Origin of the sequence: Serratia sp. J2 (assembly GCF_046269175.1) — a bacterium.
GTDB lineage: Bacteria > Pseudomonadota > Gammaproteobacteria > Enterobacterales > Enterobacteriaceae > Chania > Chania fonticola_C.
This window is the reverse complement of sequence record NZ_JBKABN010000024.1, coordinates 1-23723: the sequence shown is the minus strand read 5'-3', so window position 1 is coordinate 23723 and position 23723 is coordinate 1. Positions and strand designations below refer to the sequence as shown.

21 protein-coding genes are annotated in these 23723 nt (G+C 54.2%); 18 read left to right on the top strand and 3 right to left on the bottom strand.

All coding sequences use genetic code 11. The annotated features are described in order from the left end of the window. Positions 1 to 11: 11 nt before the first annotated feature. The 18 genes from ACKWMY_RS21315 to ACKWMY_RS21230 all read left to right on the top strand — a co-directional run bounded on the left by ACKWMY_RS21315 (position 12) and on the right by ACKWMY_RS21230 (position 17444). Positions 12 to 740, top strand: coding sequence for a MerR family transcriptional regulator (locus tag ACKWMY_RS21315; RefSeq protein ID WP_024527942.1), 729 nt, complete (start codon positions 12 to 14; stop codon positions 738 to 740). A gap of 98 nt (positions 741 to 838) precedes the next feature. After that, the gene (gene uraH, locus ACKWMY_RS21310; RefSeq protein WP_024527943.1) at positions 839 to 1249 is read left to right on the top strand and encodes a hydroxyisourate hydrolase; all 411 of its coding nucleotides are present in this window, start codon (positions 839 to 841) and stop codon (positions 1247 to 1249) included. A 168-nt stretch (positions 1250 to 1417) separates the two neighbouring features. Next, positions 1418 to 1852, top strand: coding sequence for a nuclear transport factor 2 family protein (locus ACKWMY_RS21305; protein WP_024527944.1), 435 nt, complete (start codon positions 1418 to 1420; stop codon positions 1850 to 1852). Continuing rightward, on the top strand, positions 1849 to 2568 hold the full coding sequence (locus ACKWMY_RS21300) for an SDR family NAD(P)-dependent oxidoreductase (RefSeq protein WP_199062769.1): 720 nt from the start codon (positions 1849 to 1851) through the stop codon (positions 2566 to 2568). The genes ACKWMY_RS21305 and ACKWMY_RS21300 overlap by 4 nt, the downstream gene beginning before the upstream one ends. Next, positions 2565 to 3824 carry an NAD(P)/FAD-dependent oxidoreductase gene (locus ACKWMY_RS21295; protein WP_211135814.1) on the top strand — a complete coding sequence of 420 codons (1260 nt, stop codon included), beginning with the start codon at positions 2565 to 2567 and terminating at the stop codon, positions 3822 to 3824. The genes ACKWMY_RS21300 and ACKWMY_RS21295 overlap by 4 nt, the downstream gene beginning before the upstream one ends. A gap of 1 nt (position 3825) precedes the next feature. Further along, complete coding sequence (locus tag ACKWMY_RS21290) at positions 3826 to 4539, top strand: DUF1365 domain-containing protein (RefSeq protein ID WP_409487001.1); 714 nt, start codon at positions 3826 to 3828, stop codon at positions 4537 to 4539. A 5-nt stretch (positions 4540 to 4544) separates the two neighbouring features. Beyond that, complete coding sequence (locus ACKWMY_RS21285; RefSeq protein ID WP_409487000.1) at positions 4545 to 5765, top strand: class I SAM-dependent methyltransferase; 1221 nt, start codon at positions 4545 to 4547, stop codon at positions 5763 to 5765. Further along, positions 5762 to 6247: a DUF2878 domain-containing protein gene (locus ACKWMY_RS21280; protein WP_409486999.1), complete on the top strand. Its 486-nt coding sequence runs from the start codon at positions 5762 to 5764 to the stop codon at positions 6245 to 6247. The genes ACKWMY_RS21285 and ACKWMY_RS21280 overlap by 4 nt, the downstream gene beginning before the upstream one ends. Beyond that, a complete protein-coding gene (locus ACKWMY_RS21275; protein WP_211135810.1) occupies positions 6244 to 6771 on the top strand; it encodes a hypothetical protein in 528 nt (175 codons plus the stop codon). Before ACKWMY_RS21280 ends, ACKWMY_RS21275 begins: the two co-directional genes overlap by 4 nt. After that, positions 6768 to 7298 (top strand): DUF3833 domain-containing protein, encoded by a 531-nt coding sequence (locus ACKWMY_RS21270; protein ID WP_024527950.1) that lies wholly within the window; start codon positions 6768 to 6770, stop codon positions 7296 to 7298. The genes ACKWMY_RS21275 and ACKWMY_RS21270 overlap by 4 nt, the downstream gene beginning before the upstream one ends. Before the next feature lie 12 nt (positions 7299 to 7310). Further along, on the top strand, positions 7311 to 8270 hold the full coding sequence (locus ACKWMY_RS21265) for a YbgA family protein (RefSeq protein ID WP_065684770.1): 960 nt from the start codon (positions 7311 to 7313) through the stop codon (positions 8268 to 8270). Between the two features lie 439 nt (positions 8271 to 8709). Continuing rightward, a complete protein-coding gene (locus tag ACKWMY_RS21260; protein WP_211135809.1) occupies positions 8710 to 10251 on the top strand; it encodes a class I adenylate-forming enzyme family protein in 1542 nt (513 codons plus the stop codon). A gap of 138 nt (positions 10252 to 10389) precedes the next feature. Beyond that, positions 10390 to 11745, top strand: a complete 1356-nt coding sequence (locus ACKWMY_RS21255) for an MFS transporter (protein ID WP_024527954.1) — start codon at positions 10390 to 10392, stop codon at positions 11743 to 11745. Between the two features lie 52 nt (positions 11746 to 11797). Further along, the gene (locus ACKWMY_RS21250; RefSeq protein WP_074032177.1) at positions 11798 to 13375 is read left to right on the top strand and encodes an acyl CoA:acetate/3-ketoacid CoA transferase; all 1578 of its coding nucleotides are present in this window, start codon (positions 11798 to 11800) and stop codon (positions 13373 to 13375) included. Between the two features lie 64 nt (positions 13376 to 13439). Further along, the gene (gene fabG / locus ACKWMY_RS21245; protein ID WP_024527956.1) at positions 13440 to 14177 is read left to right on the top strand and encodes a 3-oxoacyl-ACP reductase FabG; all 738 of its coding nucleotides are present in this window, start codon (positions 13440 to 13442) and stop codon (positions 14175 to 14177) included. Between the two features lie 10 nt (positions 14178 to 14187). Continuing rightward, positions 14188 to 15372 (top strand): thiolase family protein, encoded by a 1185-nt coding sequence (locus ACKWMY_RS21240; RefSeq protein ID WP_409486998.1) that lies wholly within the window; start codon positions 14188 to 14190, stop codon positions 15370 to 15372. A gap of 219 nt (positions 15373 to 15591) precedes the next feature. Then, positions 15592 to 16761: a sugar diacid recognition domain-containing protein gene (locus ACKWMY_RS21235; RefSeq protein WP_211135805.1), complete on the top strand. Its 1170-nt coding sequence runs from the start codon at positions 15592 to 15594 to the stop codon at positions 16759 to 16761. Between the two features lie 224 nt (positions 16762 to 16985). Then, positions 16986 to 17444: a GNAT family N-acetyltransferase gene (locus ACKWMY_RS21230; protein ID WP_024527959.1), complete on the top strand. Its 459-nt coding sequence runs from the start codon at positions 16986 to 16988 to the stop codon at positions 17442 to 17444. A 117-nt stretch (positions 17445 to 17561) separates the two neighbouring features. Here ACKWMY_RS21230 and tldD read toward each other — a convergent pair whose 3' ends face one another. The 3 genes from tldD to yhdP are packed head-to-tail and all read right to left on the bottom strand — an operon-like array spanning position 17562 to position 23681. Beyond that, entirely contained in the window at positions 17562 to 19007 is a 1446-nt protein-coding gene (gene tldD, locus ACKWMY_RS21225) for a metalloprotease TldD (RefSeq protein ID WP_024527960.1), read from the bottom strand. Between the two features lie 7 nt (positions 19008 to 19014). Continuing rightward, a complete protein-coding gene (gene nit1 / locus ACKWMY_RS21220; protein WP_024527961.1) occupies positions 19015 to 19872 on the bottom strand; it encodes a deaminated glutathione amidase in 858 nt (285 codons plus the stop codon). Beyond that, on the bottom strand, positions 19869 to 23681 hold the full coding sequence (gene yhdP / locus ACKWMY_RS21215; RefSeq protein WP_199063301.1) for an AsmA2 domain-containing protein YhdP: 3813 nt from the start codon (positions 23679 to 23681) through the stop codon (positions 19869 to 19871). Before yhdP ends, nit1 begins: the two co-directional genes overlap by 4 nt. Between the last annotated feature and the right edge of the window lie 42 nt (positions 23682 to 23723).

The following is a 23723-nucleotide window of genomic DNA, read 5'->3' as shown; positions in this document are numbered from 1 at the left end:
GGATGTCTCTCATGGCTTACTCTATCGGCGAATTTGCCCGGCTTTGCGGAATAAACGCAACCACATTACGCGCTTGGCAGCGTCGTTACGGCCTGCTTAAACCGATGCGCACCGATGGTGGGCATCGCCAATACAGTGATGATGATGTCCAGCAGGCGCTCAAAATTCTCGACTGGGTAAAAAAAGGGGTCACCATCAGCCAGGTAAAACCCCTGCTCGCTCGCCCAGCAGAAGGCCCGACAAACAACTGGCTCACTCTGCAGGAGAAAATGCTGCAGTTGCTTAAAGAGGGAAAAATCGAAGCGCTGCGCCAGCAGATTTACGCCTCTGGCCGCGAATACCCTCGCCCGGAGTTGGTCACGGAAGTGCTGCGCCCGCTGCGCAGTAAAGTCTCTGCCAATATCCCGGCGATGATGACCCTGCGCGAGATCCTGGATGGCATTATCATATCCTATACCTCATTTTGCCTCGAAAGGGACAAGAAAGCGGCAGGGGATAACTATCTGATCACCGGCTGGTACCTGTCAGACCCGTGTGAAATCTGGCTGGAAGCGCTCAAGCGTACGGGTCAAGGACAGCACATTGATGTCCTTCCCGTTCCGCCTGCCAGTCTGGCTCCGGAGCTGTTTCCTGAACGAAAATGGCTACTGGTCATGACTGGCAAACTCACCCCCGCCCGCAAACAACAGATTGAATTGTGGCAACAACAGGTGATGTCTCTCGAGGTCATTACACTTTGACGTTGATCTTCGGTTAATTATCACAAAAGTTTGAATATTAATTTTTTACCGGGATGCTACCTTTTTCCTGTTTGTTTTAACCCCTACAGGAAATCATGATGAAAAAAGCGACCGGTCTTATTCTGTTAACCTCTCTGGCAATGGCTCCTGCCGCATTCAGTGCCCCTGCTGGCACGCTGAGCGTCCATATTCTGAACCAACAGACAGGTATTCCCTCGCCGAATGTCATCGTCACGCTTGAAAAAGAGCAGCAAAACAGCTGGGTAACGCTGGCTAGCGGTAAAACGGACGAAGACGGGCGCATTAAATCGCTATATCCACAGGACCAGGATATGCAGCCGGGAATTTACAAAGTGACCTTCAAAACCGGTGACTATTTCCACCAACAGAAGCAAACGTCGTTCTTCCCAGAGATCCCGGTGATGTTCACCGTCACCAAGACCAATGAAAAACTGCACATCCCACTGCTGTTAAGTCAGTATGGATACTCTACCTACAAAGGAAGTTAAAGATAAAGCATGCTCATGTTGCGCAGTTAACCGCATGAGCATGCAAACTTAATACGTTGAAGCTACTGAGAAAATAATTATCACCCTCCCAAAGTTGGACAAATAGAAATAATTGTGTAAGTTTTAACTATGCAATAACGCTACGTTGTTCACTTCCAGGTGAGGCTCATGAGCTCTATGCCATCCATCATCAACAGGTTTGTTGATTACTACAGCAAGCTGGATAACCAGCCGCCATCTGCGTTGGCGGAGATCTATCATGCTGATGCCAGGCTGAGCGACCCGTTTGGTGAGCATCAGGGTCTTTTGGCGATCCAGCGTTACTTCACTCATCTCTTGGCCAACGTAAAGCATTGCAGCTTTACCATCGAAACCCCCCTCTGCGAAGGCCATCGTTTTGCCGTAACTTGGGCAATGCATTGGTCTCACCCGCGGATTTCAGGGGCAGAAACACTAGTCCTCGCAGGATGCTCAATTGTCGAGGTGCAGGACAACCTGATTATTCTCCAGCGCGATTACTACGATGCCGGGGAGATGATTTACGAGCATCTTCCCCTTCTTGGCTGGGCGGTGCGAAGTGTAAAAAGGAGAATGCGCTCATGATGACCGTCCTCATCACCGGCGCAAGCTCCGGCATTGGCGCCGGGCTCGCGAAGTCCTGGGCCGATGACGGCTGCCACGTCATTGCCTGCGGGCGAGACCGGGCCAGGCTGGAAGCACTGCAACAGTACAGCTCGAATATCACGTTACGCGTGTTCGATATGACGGACAGGGAGGCCTGCCGTCTGGCGCTTGCAGATTGCACTGCCGATCTGATCGTTCTTTGTGCGGGAACCTGCGAATACCTGGAGCAGGGTGTGGTGGATGCCGCTCTGGTGGAACGTGTGATGAGTACCAACTTCCTGGGGCCAGTGAACTGTCTGGCCGCACTGCAGGCCCAGCTCCTTCCAGGAAGTCGCGTGGCGCTGGTCAGTTCGATGGCACACTGGCTGCCGTTCCCACGAGCAGAGGCGTATGGCGCGTCAAAAGCCGCCCTCACCTGGTTTGCCAATAGCCTGCGCCTTGACTGGGAACCCAAAGGCATTGCCGTCACGGTGGTTTCACCGGGCTTTGTGGATACACCACTTACCCGTAAAAATGATTTTGCCATGCCCGGCCAGGTGAGCGTCGACGATGCCGTAAAGGCGATCCGTCGCGGGCTGGCGAAAGGGAAAAAGCACATCGCCTTTCCCACCGGATTCAGCCTGGTCATGAAGCTGCTTTCAGGGCTCCCGAATTTCCTTCAGCGCAGGCTGTTGCGCAGGATGGTTCGCTCATGAACATCGCCATTATCGGTAGCGGTATCGCAGGGCTCACCTGTGCCTGGCGGTTGGCCGGACATCATCAGGTCACACTTTTCGAAGCGGAACCCACGGTGGGTGGGCATACCGCCACGGTAGATGTCACCACGCCGCAGGGCACGTATGCCATCGATACTGGGTTTATCGTCTACAATGACCGTACCTATCCGCGCTTTATGGGTCTGCTCAGCGAGCTGGGCATCAGCGGGCAAAAAACGCAGATGAGCTTCTCCGTGCATAATCCGCAAAGCGGGCTTGAGTATAATGGCCACACCCTCACCTCGCTGTTTGCACAGCGTCGTAACCTGGTTAATCCGGCGTTCTGGGGGCTGCTGCGAGATATCGTGCGCTTCAACCGCCTGGCAAAAGAGGCGTTGGCGGGCGATGTTAACGAAAACGCCACGCTGGAGACTTTTCTCGAACAGCACGGCTTCAGCGCGTTTTTCGCGCGTCATTATATCCTGCCGATGGGGGCTGCCATCTGGTCCTCGTCGCTGCAGGAGATGCGCCGCTTCCCGCTTCCGCTGTTTTTGCGCTTCTTTGAGCATCACGGCCTGCTGGACGTTACCCAACGTCCGCAGTGGTATGTGGTGCCCGGCGGATCTCGCGAGTACGTACGCGCCATTTTGGCCCAGTTGGGTGACCGCCTGACCCTACACCTCAACGCACCGGTGCAGCAGGTCATCCGTAACAACGGGGGCGTTGAAATCCAGCTTGCACAATCGAGCCACACATTTGACCAGGTGATCTTCGCCTGCCATTCCTCACAGGCGCTGGCGATGCTTGCTCATCCTACTCCTGCGGAAAGCGAGGTGCTGGGCGATATTGGCTGGCAGCATAACGAGGTGGTTTTGCACAGCGATCCACGCTGGTTGCCGGTGCGCGAGCGTGCCTGGGCAAGCTGGAACTATCGCCTGAGCGAACGGGACCAGGCCAGCGCCTGCGTCACCTACAATATGAATATCTTACAAGGGTTACCTGAGGGTAGCCCTCTGTTCTGCGTCACCCTGAACCCGGAAACGCCGGTGGACGAGCGCTACGTCTGGAAACGCTTTGTCTATGAGCACCCGATGTTCAACCCGAAAAGCTGGCGCGCCCAGTCGCGCCGCGGCGAGATTAACGGCCACCAACGGAGCTGGTTCTGTGGAGCTTACTGGTACAACGGTTTTCACGAGGATGGGGTACGCAGCGCGTTGGACGTGGTGAAAGGGATCGCTGCAGGGGAGAACCTGTAAGATGAACAGCTGCCTTTACCAGGGTGTGTTACGCCATCGTCGCTTCCAGCCGAAATCACACCATTTTCGCTATAACGTGTTTATGGCCTGGATCGATCTGGACGAGCTGGATGCGCTACCGTCGGCGGGGATCCGCCGTAATCGATTTGCCGCGGCCGCCTTCCATGATGCGGATTACCCACTCGGCACACCGCTTAAAGAGAACGCCCTCAACCAGCTGCAAACCCTGACCGGGGAACGTCCCGATGGTCGCGTCATGCTCCTGACCCAGCTTCGTTATTTCGGCTTCCATTTTAATCCGATCAATCTCTACTACTGCTATGACAGTACGGGCATCCTGCGCTGGGTACTGGCCGAAGTGCGCAACACCCCGTGGAACGAGCGCCATTACTACGCGGTGGATGGCCAGGCGGCTCGCCCGCAGCCGAAAGCCTTCCATGTCTCCCCGTTTAATCCGATGGATATGGTCTATCACTGGCGCTTCAACGCCCCCGGTAAAACGCTGCTTATGCATATCGAAAATCATCAGGACTCGAAGGTGTTCGACGCCACGCTTGCGCTTCGCCGTGAGCACCTTACGCGTGCGACCCTGAGATCGATATTGCTGCGCATACCGCTGATGACCCTGAAAACCGTCCTGGCGATTTACTGGCAAGCGTTACGGCTGTGGCTTAAACGCGTGCCGCTGTACAACCATCCCGTCAGAAGGAGTTAGCGCTCATGACCGATCCTGCCTTTGCGCTTGAATCCGATATCCCTCGTAACGCCCGTATCGCGCGCTGGCTACTCTTTCGTTTGCTGAGCGGTATCCGCGAGGGCTCGCTCACCGTGCGTGAAGGACGGCAGACTCTCCATTTTGGCGATGTGTCTTCCGCGCTGCGTGCTGAAGTGCAAATCCTCGCGCCAGGTGTTTACTGGCGTCTGCTCACCGGTGGAAGCCTTGCCGCAGCCGAATCCTGGATGGAGGGTGAGTGGGAGACGCATCAATTAACCCCGCTGTTGCAGATCCTCGCCCTCAACGGCAAGGTGTTGGGAAGGCTGGAGAGTGGCTTTCGCCTGCTGGGCAAGCCCTTGGAGCGGCTTCGCCACTGGACGCGGCGTAACTACCGCAAACAGGCGCGGGAAAACATCGCTGCCCATTACGATCTGGGTAACGAATTCTATGCGCACTTTCTCGATGAAGATCTGCTCTACTCCAGTGCGCTGTTCACCACCGAAGACCAGGCTCTCTCCCAGGCCCAGCAGGCGAAAATGGCGCGTCTGTGCGAACAGTTGACGCTGACCGCAAGCGATCACCTGCTGGAAATTGGCACCGGCTGGGGGGCGATGGCGGAATACGCCGCCCGTCACTACGGCTGCCGCGTCACCACCACGACGCTGTCGAGGGAGCAGTACATCTGGGCTTCAGAGCGGATAGCACGCGCGGGATTGCAGGACAGAGTACAGGTTCTGCTGTGCGACTACCGCGACCTGACCGGAGAGTTCGACAAACTGGTATCGGTTGAGATGATTGAGGCCGTGGGTAAACGCTACCTGCCGGATTTCTTCCGCACCTGTCAGGCGCGCCTGCGTCCGGGTGGAAAAATGGCGATTCAAGCCATCACCATTCAGGATCAGCGCTACCGCGACTACAGCAAAAGCGTCGATTTTATCCAGCGTTACATCTTCCCCGGCGGGTTCCTACCTAGCATCACGGCAATGAGTGAACTGATGACGCGTCATACCGATTTTGTCGTCCGTAATCTATTCGATATGGGGCCAGACTATGCCCGCACGTTGACGCACTGGCGGCAGCGTTTTCTGCACGCCTGGCAAGACATTGAAAAGCTCGGTTTCGATGAAAGGTTCCGCCGTATGTGGCTCTACTACTTTGGCTACTGCGAAGCCGGTTTTAACGCACGCACCATCAGCGTGGTGCAACTGACCGCAGAGCGCGTATGAACCGCTCTGTGCAGGTCGTGCTGATGGCTCTCGCGTTCGATCTCTACTGGACGCTGGTAGTGTTGTTTCGCGAGCGCGGCCTGTTTCTGTGGCTCGCCCTGGCGATCCTGGCCTGTCTGATGCTGTCGCCTGCACACCGTGTTTACGCCCTGCTGCTGGCCGCGGCGGGCTGCGGTATGGATACCCTCTGGGTGATGACGGGGCTGATCGGTTTTAACAGCGATGCTCTGTTACCCCTGTGGATGATGGCGCTGTGGCTGATGTTCGCCACCGTCTGGACCCACTTGACCCTCACGACCACGCTGCCGGGATGGATGCTGGCTCTGCTGGCAACCGTTGGCGGTCCCGTAGCGTATGTGATTGGCGAACGTCTGGGCGCCATGACCTTCCGGGAGCCGACCTGGATCGTCGTCAGTTGGATGGCGCCGGGTTGGCTGGTTCTGATGCTGTTGTTCCATATTCTGACGGGGAGGCGACAATGAGAACCTCTTTACTGATGCTGCTGTGGTTGGCGGCTATCACGCCCGTCGCCCATGCCGCCGACTGGTTAAGCTGGCGCAAAGTGGGTGATGCCAGCCTCACATGGGGGCCGTTTACCGTTTATACCTCCCAGTTGAGCACGCCGGATGGTCGGTATCACGGGCCGGAGCAGGATCAGGCGCTGATTATTACCTACAAACGCGACATCGATCGCGACCAGTTGGTCGAAGCCACCCGTGACCAGTGGCAGGCGCAGGGTATCCTGGAGCGCGAACCACAAAGCGAAGCCTGGCTGCGCATGCTGCAGTCACTCTGGCCGGACGTCACGCCGGGCTCACAGCTTACCTTTGTTCTTAAAGGTAAGCAGGGGCAGTTCTGGTATCGCGCCTCGGCGGCAGAAAAAAGCTTTACCCCGCTCGGCTCCAGCCAGTCTGCAGCCTTCAGTACCAACTTTCTGGCCATCTGGCTCGATCCACACACGCAATATCCCGAACTACGTCAGCAGTTGATCGGAGGTGAAAAATGAAACGCATTCTGACACTTGGCCTGGCGCTGATGATGCTTCTGGTGGGTTGTAGTACAGACATCAGCGACTACCGGCATCAACAACCGCCGCTCGATATCTTCCACTACTTCCAGGGGAAAACCGAGGCATGGGGCATGGTACAGGACCGCAGCGGAAAACAGCTGCGCCGCTTCCATGTGGAAATCACTGGCAACGTCATCGGTGACACGCTGACGCTAAATGAACACTTTGTCTATGACGATGGCGAGAAGCAGCAACGGGTGTGGCATATCCGGCGCGTCGGCAACAATCGCTACGAAGGCACCGCAGGCGATATTGAAGGTGTGGCCAGTGGCGTGGCGGAGGGCAATGCCTTTAACTGGCGTTACAGCATGAACGTGAAAGCCAATGGCAGTACCTGGCTGCTTCACTTTGATGACTGGATGTACCTGCAGGATGACACGCATCTTTTTAATAAAACAGAGATGAAGAAATTCGGTATCACTGTCGGGCAGGTGACGCTTTTCTTCACCCGAAAAGAACAGTAAGAGGATCGCGACATGAATAAGCAACCCGTCATTGGGATCAGCGGATGTTTAACCGGCTCGACCGTACGGTTTGACGGCGGACATAAACGCATGAGCTTTGTCATGGACGGGCTGGCGCAGTGGGTGGCCTTCAAACCCATCTGCCCGGAGATGGCCATCGGCTTGCCCTCTCCCCGTCCTGCCCTGCGCCTGGTCCAGACCACCGAAGGGGATTTCCGGCTGCACTTCAGCCAAGCGCCACACGACGATATGACGGAGAAAATGGCCGAATTCACGGATTCCTATCTCTCACATCTGGACGAACTATCGGGCTTTATCGTCTGCGCAAAATCGCCGAGCTGCGGTATGGAACGCGTGCGGTTGTACGATGAAAAGGGCAATCGCGGGCGTAAAGAGGGCGTGGGCGTCTTTACCAGGGCGCTGCTGGAGAAATACTCGTGGTTACCGGTCGAAGAAGATGGCCGCCTGCACGACCCGGTGCTGCGGGAAAACTTTGTCGAGCGCATCTTCGCTCTGCACGAGTTGAACACCCTGAAGGCCAACGGCCTGACCCGCCATGCGCTGCTGGACTTCCACAGCCGGTACAAGCTCCAACTGCTGGCGCACCACCAAGCGGGCTATCGAGAAATTGGACCGTTTGTCGCCTCGTTGCACGAGTGGGAAGACCTGGATGCATTCTTCGTGGCTTATCGCGAAAAACTGATGACGATCTTAAGAAAACCCGCTTCGCGCAAGAACCACACCAACGTGCTGATGCACATTCAAGGGTATTTTCGTAACCAGCTGAACTCACGTCAGCGCGGCGAGCTGAATAACGTGATCCTCCACTATCGCGAGGGGTTGCTGCCAATACTCGCGCCGTTGACGCTGCTGAAGCATTATCTGGGCGAATACCCAGACAGCTACCTGCTGACGCAAAAATACTTTGACCCCTATCCGCATAATTTGGCTTTGCGGCTGGCGGTTAATTAAGTACGCATGATTTGTGGCCGAACGGCTCGCGTTTTTCGGCCATAGATATGAATAGGCTTAGGGGGGCACTTCTCCACCAGCATACGATCCTTGTGCGGTTACCCATGTGACGTGATGGCGGTGCGCAAGGCACCAATCAATATTGAACTAACCGGTACCCTGACGCTGGGGATTAGCCCGAGCGTCATCCCCCTCTTTTATGCAGATGCATAAAAGCAAAACCCGCAACTCACCTTTTTCATCATAATTTTTATCATTTTCGATAACATTTGCTAACCAGCTCGTCATAACATCGATTTTTTTGCCCTCCCTGGGTTGGCATTTTATACAAAGCGTCAGCCTTGTTTGCCGAAGAAAGATGTGAAATTTTGCGCATTCTTGCACCGTTGCCTTTCCCTATACTCACCACCATCAGTAAATGTCGGTGAAGGGGCAACCTATGCAGCAGGCAAAAATCACACACCTCTATCAGAGTTTACAGCAGAGCGTTAAGCGCCGAACTGAGCATACCGCCCTGTTCTTTGAAGGCCATAAATACAGTTATAACCATTTAAATCATAATGTTAATTTATCATCCGCCTGTCTGAAAGAGAGTTTTAACCTCACCAAAGGCGATGTGATCGTTCTGGCTCTGGGTAACCGACCTGAATTCTGCTCGCTGTTTTATGCGGCAATGGCATTGGGGATTATCGTGGTGCCGTTAAGCACCAAGTTAAAATCGCAAGACAGCCATATCATCCTGTCCAGTGTTAATGCCAAGGCGGTTTTCTACGATCCCAACAGTCAGCCGTGGATGGCGACGCTGGAACCCGTGCAACAAAGCCAGGTGGTGTCACTGGCCGATTGGCAACTGATGCTGAGTAATGCAGATGACCAAAAGGTGATCCAACCCGTAGAGCCTGCCGCCATCGTAGCGGATGACATTGCCGCGATTATTTATACTTCCGGCACCACTGGCTCCCCAAAAGGAGCGGCGCTCACTCACGGTAACTTTATTGCGGCTATCACGGCTTACCAACAAGCTCTTAAGTTAACCGAACAAGACAGCGCCATCCTGCCGATCCCTATCTGCCATATTACCGGCCTATCGGCTTTGCTCTGCCTATTTATTCATCTTGGCGGCACGCTGCATTTGCAGCAAAGATTCAATGCAGAAGAGATTTTAAAAACCGTCAGTAACCATCACATTACCTTCCTGCATGGCTCGCCAACGGTGTTTATCCTACTGTTGCAAGAAGCGGAAAAGTATCCACAAGCGGGCGACTACTCCAGCTTACGGATGATCGCTTGCGGTGCCGGGCATTTGAACGTGGGAATTATCGAAAGGCTCGCACAACTGTTCCCAACCACGGAAATCAGACCGATCTATGGACTGACAGAAACTTCTTCACCGGCCAGCATTTTCCCACTCGATGTGCGCAGCAGCGATAAGATAGGCAGTTCTGGCTTACCCATTCCCGGCCTGAGTTGCCAAATTCGCGACGATCATCACCAGGTGCTTGCTGCCGGTGAGATTGGCCATCTATGGCTGAAAGGGCCGGTGGTCATGAGCCAGTACTGGAAGAATCCGGCGGCCAATCAGCAGTTCTTCCACGACGGCTGGTTCTACACCGGCGATATCGCCTGCCTCGATCAGGATAACTACCTGTATATCAAAGATCGCAGCAAGGACATGATCAACCGCGGTGGTGAGAAAATATACTGCATTGAAGTGGAAAACCTGATCTCGAATTATCCTGGCGTCAAGGAGATTGCCATCGTTCCCAGCAGCAGCGAAATCTACGGAGAAGAAGCCGTCGCCTTTATTGTGGCACAAAGGAATAAACCCTTGGTGAGTGACAATATTATTCATTGGCTCTCAAATAAGATTGCCAAATTTAAAATACCATCAAAAATCGTCTTTGCGGCGGAATTACCGAAAAACGCCAATGGCAAAATCGATAAATTAGCATTACGACAAAAATTGACGCAGGCAACGTGAAATCCAACTGAGTCAAATAAGTGCGCCAACACCAGGAAACGTGCGCACCATGAGAATAACAGAACATCTGCACCTCTAATAATAACGCAGAAAATGCAACCCTATTTAATCGCCTCATCACGAGGAGGAGTCATTATCATGTCAAACCGGCCGTTAGATATTGCATCGAAAAGCCAGGCGGCAATAACGAATGCAAAAATATATAAACACCTGATGCCATTACTGATCATTGTTTATATCATCAGCTTTATCGACAGAACCAATATCGGCATTGCCCGAGCCTCGATGTCCATCGATCTTGGGCTTTCCGCTACCGCTTACGGGTTGGGAGCCGGTCTGTTCTTTCTGACTTATTCCACCATGGAGATCCCTAGCAACCTGATCATGGCGCGGGTCGGGGCCCGATTCTGGATCACCCGCATCATGTTCACCTGGGGTGTGATTTCCGCAGGTATGGCCTTCGTCACCGGCCCCACCTCTTTCTATGTCATGCGCCTGTTGCTTGGGGCGGCAGAGGCGGGGTTGTACCCCGGTATCATCCTGTATCTTACCTACTGGTTTGGCCGTGAAGATCGCGCCAGAGCCGTAGGCATGTTCCTGCTCGGTGTCTGTATCGCCAATATTGTCGGGGCACCATTGGGCGGCGCATTGCTCATGCTGGATGGCCTGGGTGGACTGCACGGCTGGCAATGGATGTTTATCGTGGAAGGGCTCCCGGCAGTGCTGCTGGCGTTTTATGTGTATGCCGTACTCCCTAATAAACCACGCGATGCCAAATGGCTAACCCAAACCGACATTGAGTATATTGAAAACAAGCTGGCTGCAGAGCAACCGGTCGGGGTGGATAAGAACCAGAAGTTTTCCTTTAAAACGGCGTTTACCAATAAGACCTTCATGCTGATCGTGGCGATTTATTTCACCCATCAGATTTCGGTCTACAGCCTGACCTATTTCCTGCCCAGCATTATCAACAGCTACGGCAAGATGAGCACTCTGATGCTCGGCCTGCTAACCGCCATTCCGTGGATCGCGGCAGCCTTGGGTGGCTTCTTCCTGCCCAAATATGCCAATACCGCTTCTCGCTCACGCATCATGCTGGTGTCCGGCTTTATGTCGATGGCCGTCGGTTTCCTGATTGGCGTACTGGGTGGCCCGGTATTAGGGCTGATCGGCTTCTGTATCGGTGCCTCGATGTTCTTCGTCGTGCAATCCATCATCTTTACCTACCCAGCCACGCTGATGAGCGGCCCCATGCTCGCTGGCGGGTTGGGATTACTGGCTTGCCTTGGCATTACCGGTGGGTTCTTCGGGCCTTATGTGTTCGGTCTCCTCGAAGATAGAACCGGGTCACCTAGCGCTGGCCTGTGGTTTGCCATCGTGCTGCAGACCCTTGCCATCATCGGGGCTGCACGGGTGAAACAACCCGCAGGCAGCAAAGATAAACCGGCCAATCAATGCCCCCCGGCTGCAATGAATAGCGTGATTGAGAAATAGAGCCTAAACGCGGTGCCATGGCGCACCGCCGCACAGAAGTAAGGTAGCAATAATGAGAAATAAAGTCATTTCGGCTCAGCAGGCCGCAGAGTTAGTGAATAACGGTTCGACCCTGTGCACCATCGGCATGACATTGATTGGGGCTGCGGAGTCGATCTTGAAGGCTCTGGAAAAGCGCTTTCTTGAAACAGGGACACCGCACGGGCTGACCTATATTCACTCTGCAGGACAGTCGAATCGTGAGCGCGGTAACCAGCATTTTACTCCTTCAGGGATGGTAAAACGCATTATTGGTTCGCACTGGGGGCTGGCACCCAAGTGGATGGAAAAGATTGCCGCCAATGAGGTTGAAGCCTTCTGTCTGCCGCAGGGGCAGATTGTCCATCTGTATACGGCCATGGCGGCCGGTCAGGCCGGGTATTTATCCAAAGTGGGGCTGGGTACCTTTATCGATCCCCGGCTGGAAGGCGGCAAAATGAATACGTTGACCCGCTCCCTGCCTGATTTGGTGGAAGTGGTCAGTATGCGCGAGGAGGAATATCTTTTCTATCCAGCCCTCCCGTTGGATACGGTGATCATCCGTGGCACTACGGCGGATACCGCAGGCAACCTCACCTGTGAAGAAGAGGCCATGAAGCTGGAGATCCTGCAGGCCGTGCTGGCGGCGAAACGCTTTGGCGGCAAGGTGATAGTCCAGGTAAAAAACCTGGCGGAGAAAGGGAGTCTGCACCCGAAACAGATCGTGGTACCGGGCAATTTTATTGATGCCATTGTGGTGTGTGAAGACCCTGAACAAGACCACCGTCAAACCTCTTCCTGGTTCTATGATCCGGCCTATTGCGGCAATCTGATTACCCCTGCCAGCGAAGTAGAAACGCTGCCGCTGAACATCCGCAAGGTGATTGGCCGCCGCGCTTGTCAATTCCTATCCCCGGACTGTGTGATCAATCTAGGCACCGGTATTCCCAACGATGTTATTGGCACCATCATCCATGAAGAGGGAGTGAGCGAAGCGGTCACCATCACCGTTGAATCAGGTATCTACGGCGGCGTACAGGCCGGCGGGGTTGATTTTGGCATCGGCAAAAACCTGACCGCCATGATTAACCATCAGGAGCAAATGCTTTATTACAACGGGGCCGGTGTGGATATTACCTATATGGGAGCGGGCGAGATGGATGCCAACGGGCATATCAATGCTACCCGTATGGGAGACCGCTGTACCGGGGCTGGAGGGTTTATCGATATTACCCAAAATGCACACCACGTGGTGTTTTGCTCCACCTTTACCGCCAAGGGGCTGGAGGTGGCATTCCAACAAGGGCAATTAACCATCCTGCAGGAGGGCTCGGTTAAAAAGCTGGTGAGGTCGATTAACCAGATTTCCTATAACGGTGAAATAGCCCGCCAGAAAAAACAAAAAATGCATTTGGTGACTGAGCGAGCGGTGTTTGAACTGACGGCGCAGGGCCCGATGTTGATAGAAATCGCCCCCGGCGTCGATCTTGAGCGTGACATCCTACAACAAATGGAATTTATGCCGCTTATTTCCCCCTCATTAAAACAGATGGACGCGGCACTATTTTGCGATGCCCCTTTTGGTCTGAAGGAAATGCTGGCCAGGCAGTAAAAACATATTTGTTATCTCTGCGCTAATTCAGCGTGGTCATGAATTAAAATATAAGGAGTACCCTATGTGTTTAAAGAATAAAGTGGCTATCGTCACCGGGGCCAGCCGTGGTCTTGGGCGAGGCATTGCCCAGGTATTGGCTGAGAAAGGGGCCGCCATAGTCATTTGTGATGTCGACCAGGAAGGCGGTAATAAAACCGCCGCCGAATTGGTGAGCGCGGGCCATAAAGCCATTTTCATCGCCTGTAATATTGCCAACCGCGAAGAGGTTAACCAGTTATTTATTGCTGCCGAGCAGCAGCTGGGGCCGATAGATATTCTGGTCAACAACGCCGGGATTAACCGTGATGCCATGTTGCACAAGCTGACGGAGGAGAATTGGGATCTGGTGATGGATATCAACCTGAAAGGGACCTTCCACTGTATGCAGGAAGCCGCCGTACGCATGCGCGAGCGTGCCAGCGGGCGCATCATCAACATTTCGTCGGCCAGTTGGTTGGGCAATGTAGGGCAAGCCAACTATGCCGCTTCAAAAGCCGGGGTGATCGGCCTGACCAAAACGGCCTGCCGGGAGCTGGCAAAAAAAGGGGTGACCGTTAACGCCATCTGCCCAGGATTTATCGAAACCGATATGACCCGCGGGGTGCCGGAAAAAGTCTGGGACATTATGATCGGCAAAATTCCTGCTGGATATGCTGGCGATCCGGTTGATGTCGGCCATTGTGTGGCCTTCCTGGCGTCCGACGAGGCACGCTATATCAATGGCGAAGTGATCAACGTCGGCGGCGGCATGGTGCTGTAAGGAGAATCGAATGAAAAATGCAAATGACATTGTCGTCGTCAGCGGCGTACGCACGGCGATCGGCACCATGGGCGGTAGCTTTAAAGATACGCACCAGCATGATTTGGGGGCTGCGGTGATCCGTGAAGCCGTGGCCCGTGCCGGGCTGCAACCCGCACAAATTGATGAGGTGGTGGTAGGTAACGTCGGGCAAATCGCGGAAAGTGGCTTTATCGCCCGCATTTGCCAACTGCGCGCGGGCTTACCAAACGAAACGACGTCCTATTCGGTAAACCGCCAGTGCGGTTCGGGTCTGCAAGCGATTGTCGATTGCATGCTGGAACTGCAAACCGGTAACGCCGAGATCACCGTCGCCTGTGGGACAGAGAATATGACTCAACTGCCCCACTATATTCGCAAGGCTCGTTACGGTTATCGCCTTGGGCACGGAGAGCTGGAAGACGGCATCGTCTCTATTTTAACCTGGCCGGAAGGCCCTTATCACAACGGTATGACCGCCGAGTTCGTCGCGGAACGTTTTCACATCAGCCGTGAGGCGATGGACGAGTTTGCCTGGTGCAGTCAGCAAAAAGCCTTGGCAGCCATCAAAGAGGGGCATTTTACCTCGCAAATCCTGCCGCTGGAGGTTTGTGAAGGCAAGAACAGCCGTCTGTTTGCCACCGATGAGCACCCAAGGGATACGCCGAAAGAAAAGTATGCGCAGCTGAAACCGGCGTTTAAAAAAGACGGCACGGTCACGGCAGCAACGTCATCAGGTATCAATGATGGGGCTGCCGCGTTAGTTGTCACTACCCGAGCCAACGCGGAAAAACTGGGGCTACCAATCCGGATGGTGATCCGAGGCTGGGCAGTGGCAGGTTGCGAGGCAGAAGTCATGGGCTTTGGCCCGGCTCCGGCAACTCGTAAACTGATGCAAAAGTTGAATATGTCGGTGCACGATATCGATCTTATTGAGCTAAATGAGGCCTTTGCTGCCCAATCATTGGCGGTGATTAACGATCTTGAGTTGGATCCGGCGAAAGTGAACGTCAATGGAGGAGCAATTGCGCTGGGGCACCCTGTTGGGGCCAGCGGGGCCATCATCGCTGTAAAACTGATGTATGAGATGGAGCGCCGTGGCGTCAATACCGGCTTAGCCACTATGTGTATCGGTGGAGGCCAAGGGATCTCTATGCTGTTTGAGCGGGAAAGGTAGTCTCTTAAGTTAGCGCAATAGATATTTCCGGCCCTCTGCCCAAGAGAGGGTCGGATGGCAAACATCGGCTTACACATTGAGTTGCCTGAATTGTTTTAAGTTCACTACGTAGCGCTGTTGATGGGTGAATAAGGTTATCGTGAAATTGGCAAGAAACATTCAATATTATATTTACCCCCCCTCACTATAATAGAGGTTTTATATCATAAAGGTATGAGTATGCTGATCACCTTAGAGCTGGCTAATACCATTGTGAAACGAGCGATGAGTATTATCCATTATAACGTTAATGTTATCGATCATCAGGGCATAATTATCGCTTCTGGCGAACCACATAGGATCGGTGAACGGCATGAAGTGGCATTTGAGGTGATAAAAAGCCGCCAGCGTATGACGATAGAAAATGCTCAGCAGGCCGCCCGGTACAAAAATGTGCAACCCGGTATCAATCATCCGATTATCGTTGATGATCAGGTGGTTATGGTAATAGGTATCAGTGGCAATCCCGCCGCGATTGCGCGTTACGCCGAGCTGGCCATCCTGGCGGCGGAGCTGTTGATCAAACAGTCTTTAGCTATCCGGGAAATGAACTGGCAATACCGTATCAGGGATCTGCTGCTAAAACAGTATCTGGAAGTGGGCGACACAGAGAAAGGAAAGGAAATACTTCACCAGTTGGTACAGCAAGAAATCGACCTGTCTCAACCCCTGCTGCCGGTATTGATCAATATTGAAACCGGAGGGCATTTATTGGGGCAAACCATCGATCACATCCTCAATAAACTCTCACATATTTTAAAATCCCAGCGGGTAATATTGCTCAGCAATGATGAGATCCTGTTAATTATCACCGCTATCGACCAGACCGATGCCACCGTTAAAGCTATTAACGCATTTATGGAAACTCAGCTGAGCCATTACACTATTGGCATTGGGATAGAGTCTGGCTCTGCCGGAATTTTCCGCCAATCGATATTTATGATCAAAGAGATGATAGAACATGCTCGTGAGTCGTTACCACTATCGCGAGTCATTAACGGCCAGCAGTTTGCCTTTAGCGGATTGTTGAATGAAGCCAGAAGCAGCTCATTCACCCTTTATTTCAAACAGAGAATTGATAAATTGCTGATGCTGGGCACCGGTCAAATGCTGCTCAATACCTTGAGTACCTATATCGCGCACAATGCCGAACTGGCAAACGCGGCGCGGGAACTTGGGGTACATCGCAACACGCTCACCTACCGGCTTAACCAGATCAAAGAAGCGACCTCATTGGATCCGTTTAACTTCAAAGAGCTTAGCCAACTGATGATTTCGCTTTACTATCATCAGGGGACGTTGCTGTCTATTGCGACGGCTGGCACCAACGATCCCCAACGATGTGTCTAGACAGGTTGCTACGGCCCAGACTCACCCTCTTTGTCAGAAAACATCATTATTCACCCGGATAATCGCACCGTAAAATTCAGTATATTCATTAAGTTATGGAATGATATGATGATGACTGAACGACTAGCTGTTATCACCATTACCATTCTGGCCGTCATCAGCCGGACGCGTTAATGCCAGAAAGGCCGTAATTTAATGGTTAAGAAACAAAGTAGGGGTTAAAGATGGAAATAAGCTGGCAGGCATTGAAGGGCAGCAGCCTCAGCGCGCAGCAGTTGCATGATATTCTGGCGCTGCGCATGGCAGTGTTTGTCGTAGAGCAAACGTGCCCGTTTCAGGATATTGATGGACAGGATCTGCTTAATAGCACCCTTCACGTTGCCGGATACAGCGATGGCAAGCTTGTCGCCTACGCGAGAGTGTTGCATGTGGGTAATTCTCTGGATGCGGCCAAAATCACGCGAGTGATTGTTGATGATTCCGTCAGGGGTCAGAAATTGGGTGTCAGGCTGATGGAAAAAACCATGTCCTTAATCCACGGCGACGAACCAGGCAAGGCGATAAAGCTCTCAGCACAAACTCACCTCGTCAAATTCTATGAAGGATTCGGTTTCAAAACGGTATCCGGCGAATACCTTGATGATGGCATACCCCATAAGGATATGGAGTATACAGACATGTAATCCAGGCTGGGTCTTATCCGGCTTCACATTGATTCTTTGATAAATCGTGCGCCAGCTGTAATTAGCTTTAGCCCCAACCCACCGAGGGTCAGGGCTTGATACATAAAACCGCGCTTATTACGCCGTGCCGCCCACGGTCAGTGAATCCAGCTTCAGCGTCGGTTGGCCAACCCCTACCGGCAGGCTCTGCCCTTCTTTACCGCACACGCCCACGCCCTTGTCCAGCGCCAGGTCGTTGCCCACCATCGAAATCTGCTGCATCGCCTCAATGCCGGAACCGATCAACGTGGCCCCCTTCACCGGTTTGGTAACGCGGCCATTTTCGATCAGATAGGCTTCAGAGGTGGAGAAGACAAATTTCCCGGAGGTGATATCAACCTGACCACCGCCAAAGTTTGGCGCATACAGGCCATACTCCACGCTGGCGATAATATCTTCTGGCGTCGACTTGCCCGCCAGCATGTAGGTGTTGGTCATGCGCGGCATCGGCAGGTGAGCATAAGACTCGCGGCGGCCGTTACCGGTAGGCGCAACGCCCATCAGCCGTGCGTTGAGTTTATCCTGCATGTAGCCTTTAAGAATGCCGTTCTCGATCAGCACGTTGTATTGACCCGGCACGCCTTCGTCATCGATCGCAAGCGATCCACGGCGGCCTTGCAAGGTGCCATCATCCACTACGGTGCACAGCTCAGAAGCCACTAACTGCCCCATCTGGCCGCTGAATACTGAAGTACCACGGCGGTTGAAGTCACCTTCCAGCCCGTGACCGACAGCTTCATGCAGCAACACGCCCGGCCAACCCGCGCCCAACACCACAGGCATGGTGCCCGCTGGGGCAGCCACGGCAGAGAGGTTGACCAGCGCCATACGCACCGCTTCTTTGGCAAAAGCATCTGCACGTACTTCACCATCCACCACTTCCAGGAAGTAGTCATAGCCAAAACGGCCACCGCCACCGCTGGCTCCGCGCTCACGCTTGCCATTTTCTTCCACCAGCACACTGACGGAGAAACGCACCAGCGGGCGAACGTCCGCCGCCAAGGTGCCATCCGTTGCCGCAACCAGAATCTGTTCATACACGCCGGTGATACTGGCCGTCACTTCCTGCACGCGCTTGTCTTCTGCACGTGCCACCTTATCTACCCGATGCAATAGCGCGATCTTCTCTTCCCGCGGCAGGCTTTGCAGCGGATCGAGCATAGGATAAAGCGCCTGATAGCCGATCTCACCCAGCGTATGGACTTTGCCATTGCCGCTGTCACGCACGATGCTGCGAGCGGCCAGTGCGCTTTGGTTGAGGGCGTTCAGGGTGATTTGGTCCGCATAGGCAAAACCGGTTTTTTCACCGCTGACCGCGCGCACACCAACGCCCTGGTCGATATTGTACGAGCCATCTTTGATGATGCCATCCTCAATCACCCAGGATTCATGGTAGCTGGACTGAAAATAGAGGTCGGCGTAATCGAGGCGGCGTTCGGCCAGTTGACCCAATACGGAGAACAGGTCTTGATGACTCAGCTTATTCACAGCGAGTAACTGCTCACTGACAAACGACAGGCTCATAATTTTTTCACTCTTTATTGGAGGAGTTTTCAACCGGCGCAATCAGCGTCGGCTGGAATCGGTTGTGCTGCATCACCGGCATCTGCTTGCGCACCGTATGCAACTTGCCGGTATTCACGCGCACTTTCAGCGCGGAAACCGCGTCGGGGTTTTCTGCCAGCACATTGCCCCAGCTGTCTACCACCATGGAATGGCCCCAGGTGCGGCGGGTAGCTCCGTGACGGCCAACCTGCGCAGGAGCCAGGATCACACACTGGTTCTCGATAGCGCGGGCACGCAGCAAAATCTCCCAGTGTGCCTCACCGGTAACGCGGGTAAATGCGGCGGGCACCGAGATCAGCTCCGCCCCCTTCGCGCGCAGCGCCTGATACAGGCCAGGGAAGCGCAGGTCGTAGCATATCGTCATGCCCAAACGGCCAACCGGCGTATCAACCACCGTCAATTGCTGGCCATGCTGATAGGTATCTGACTCGCGATAATGGGCGTGGATATCATTGATATCTACATCGAACATGTGCAGTTTGTCATAACGACCACGGATTTCCCCCTGATCGTCAAACAGCAGGCTGCTGGTGGTGATACGTGTCGGATCTTCGCGGCTGATCAATGGCATAGAACCCACCAGCAACCATACCCCGTAACGGCGAGCCATATCGCGCACCGCCTGCTGCAACGGCCCGTGACCTTCCGTTTCCGCATGTTCACGGTAGGCAGCCGAGTTGGCAAACAGTAAGGCGTTCTCCGGAGTCATCACCAGCTTGATCCCGGGATTGAGCTGCTTGATCTGCTGCTCAATCTGGGCCAGGTTGTCCCGTATCTGCTCACCGCTACACAGCTGTAATAACGCAACGTTAGCATTTTTCATGGCGATTTATCCTCTTTTGGCTTACGCAACACCTCATGAATACTTGGGTGGTCCAGGCTGCCGGTAATGTCATAGCGGATAAACGAGATCTTGCTCCACAACGGCCCCAGCACTTTCGAGGCCGCAAACACCGCCGCCCCCACAATCGGGTTGATCACAAACGCGGTCGCCACGCCGACCGTTGCCGAGATCTCTGGCGCTATCACGGCCTGCATATCAATCTGGCGCTTCACCAGGTCGATCTGGCCACTCATGGCGATATCCGCCGCCAGCCCATCCACCAAAAAGTTATCTGTATGCATTATGCCATCTTTCGCCCAGATAGTGCCGCGTATGGAGTCAAAGTAAAATCCATTACCGAAGGTATCACGGAAGTCGAACTGTAATTTGCGCAGCAGGGCATCAAAGCTGACCAGGCGTAACAACTGCCCAGCCCTGCCACCGCCGACGTTGTCAATCTCGCCTTTGCCCAGATCGACCTTCATGGTGCCATTGAGCGTGTTGATCTGCGGTTTCCATGGTTGCCCATGCCAGTGCAGATCAAAATCAATATCATAGGGTGCGTCTTTTAATGGAATGATCACGCCGAAGAAGCTGGCGGTGCGATCGATTTTGCTGCCCAGCAGTTTACCTTTTAACGCACTACGTTCTTCCTGAGCGTTCTGTTTCCACAGGCCGGTGGCGCTCATACGGCCATAGCCGGTATCTACCAGACCATGACTGAGCACTAACGAGTCGCCCTCGTGTTTAACGTCGGCTTCAACCGTGCCAAGGTTCTGCCCCATCATCCAGCAGGATTTACAGCGCAACATCAGTGAAGGCCAGCCCTGGAAAGAGATCCGCTCCTTAGAGTCCAACGGGTTGGTAGCGCCAGCACTGCCGTCGCCGCTAGCAAACTGCGGGTTGTAGTAAAGATAGCCAAGATCCGCGCGCCACACGCCCCTATCCGGCATCGACAGGCTACCATCAATCTCTTTACCCTTGGCGGTGACGGTCGTTCCCGCCAACTGCTGCAAGACCGCCAACTGAAGGTTATGCCACGCCTGTCCGCCCAGCGTCAGTTGCGGGGTTTCGAGCGTTACGCTGGTTGGGAACACAAAGTTGCCCACCTTGCCTGCGCCACTGCTTTGCTTCATCGCCGGTGCCAATAGCCCCAGCCATTGCTCGCCATCCAGCGCGGGCAGCTTGAGCACCAGGGATTTATCTTTGGGTAACGTTGGGGTAGAGGAACCGCCAGTTTGCCAGGCGGCACGTGCCAGCGTTACCTGTTGTTTAGCCAGCAGCCATTCGCTGTTGAAGTGGTTTTGCTTACCCGCACTGCCATTGAGCATAAATCCTTGCAGGCCGCCGTTCACTTTTACGCTAACGGGTAACGCTTCCCCTGCGGGTTTATTCAGGGGAGAAGGTAAGTGACTACTTACTTTTTTCAGATCGGCATTCACACCAATCTCATAGCTCGGCTCACCTTTATGCGGCAGGTTGATCGCCACCTTACCCTGCCAGGCGGCGCTGCCTGCCAGCTTTTTGGCAAACTCTGTCGGCAGGCCTTCAACCTTGGCCGGTTGCCAATCGCCTTTCAGCCCAACGTTAACCTTATAATCCTGTTTGCCTTCCAGCGTATCGAAGTTGACCGTCAGCGGCTGCCCAAACCAGTTGGCCGTCAGGGTATCGCTCTGCAGGTTGCCGTTGTCGAAGCGGAACTTGCCGCTCACTCTCTCTAGCTGGCTCTCCAGTGGCTTGACCAGCAGCGAGTTGTTGTTCAGCGTCACTTCACCACTGGCGTTAACCAGCTCACCGTCCAACGGAATATTCAGATGTAAGCGCCCACTAACATTACCACCTACCTGCAGCTCATCTAATGCCGCCCCGACAGAATCATCAAGTGGCGTCTGCATGAAATAGTCGTGGATAGCTTGTCCGGTGCCCGCAACGTCAGCATCAATCAACAGGCGTTCTTTGCGATAGTCCGGAATGATGGCGCTAATATTTCTCCCCGTCGCGTCACCCAGTTTGGTTTGCGGCGCGTTCATCCACAGGCCATTGTTGGCAAAGTCGAGGTCGATCGCCAGATCGTTCAGCGCTGGCCATTCCGGCTGGAACTGGAAGGTCGCGTGGCGTAGTGGGACAAACACCTGAAACTGCCCTTCGTTCTTTTCATACGGGAAGTGCTGCGGATCGCCCGCATAAATCAGGGAAGCATTATCAACCTGCCCACCCTGGATCGCTTCGCTGAGGTAATCCACCAAATGTTTACCCATCAGCGGTTCAGGGAAATAACGCCAGGCATCGGCGGCATCATACAAACGGATGCCAGCCAGAATATCCAGCCAAGGCTCGCCGTTGGCCGGTTGCTGATAGCGGAAATCACCGTTAATCCACAAGGATTTGGCCTGTACATCCAGACTTTGACTTGCCAATTGCCAGCCTTGAGCGTTGTTTTGCCAGGTCAACGCCCCGCTCGCACGGCCGATCTCCAACGGTGCCCGGAACATATCGCCATAAGGCAGCGTGCTGTTGTTCAGCCCCAGCGTCAGGCGGCCATTTTCCACGCCCCCGGTTAATGCGCCAGAAAAGTGATCAACGCCCGGCAGCAGTTTCCAGTGTTGCCAGCTCAGATCCTGCCACCACGCCTGAAAACGGGTTTTTTCCGGCTGTTGCAGCGGGATATCCAGCGCCAGCGCCCTGAGCATGCCGCGAGGTTGTAAGTCTTTCCAGTGCTCCAGCACTTCCGGGCTGAGGAACGAAAAAGTAGGCAGCAACGCTTCCAACCGTTCCAACTGGATGCCGGTGGCGCGTATACGGAGTTCTTCACTCTGATTTGGCCCGATAAATTGGGTATTTTCCGGCAACCACAGCGCAGTAAGGGTTCCCGGTGCCCAGGCTTGGCCATCGGTTTTCAGGTTCAGGGCCGGCACATGCACCTGCCAGCCGTTGCCCTCACGGCTCAGTGCCAGCGCCAGGTTATCGACGTCCAGCCGGTGTTGATCGCTACCCGCCGACCAACTGGCGGTACCTTTATTAAGCAGGGCATTCCCGCTGTAGATTGCACCATTTTTGATATTGAGCCAGGCGGCCAGGCTGAAATCGGCGCTTTCCAGGCCGGTATTGGTTTGCAGCCAGCGGCTGAACCAGGGCTTCATGTCAATATCATCGGCCTGCATATAGATGGTACCGGTATTGAGTAACCCCTGCTCATCCCGCAGATCCAGGCGTAACTGTGCCGCACCGTGCTGGCCATTCAGGCTGGTCAGGCTGATCTGACCTTCCGCGCGATGGCGGTTATAGCTGTTGAGCCAGGTCATTTGCGGGATGTGGAATTCAGCGCGGGAACCGGATGGGGTCAGGAACGAGAGACGGCTATTGCGCAGATCAAAGTGATCCAGCTGATACAGGAACAGATCGCTGACCCCGTTCGGAGTAAGGCCATTACCATTACTGCCTTCCCCCCCGAGCGTCGCGTCAAGATCGAGCTGAAGTTGGTAGAAGGTGAGATCGCGGAACTGCCAGCGCCAATGCAGCAGGGATTGCCACACGTCCAGCGCCAGCGTGACCCGCTCGATCTGGAGCGTGCTTGTTGGTAGGGCCAAACGGATATTGCGGGCTTCCAGCGTTGGGCCAAAGGTTTCCCAACTGCCTTGGATAAAGTCCGCTTCGATGGGCACCCCAGCGATCGCCTGCACCTTCTCCAGCAATTGCGGGCGATAGTGGTTAAGCTCAGGCAGCACCAGACGCAACCCGCTGATCAGCAACGCCACAACAACAATCAAAATGGCGCCTGTGGCTAACAGGATCCCGGGCAGTCGCCTCACGCATTTCTCCTTAATGACCAAATATATAACCTAACGCTTGTG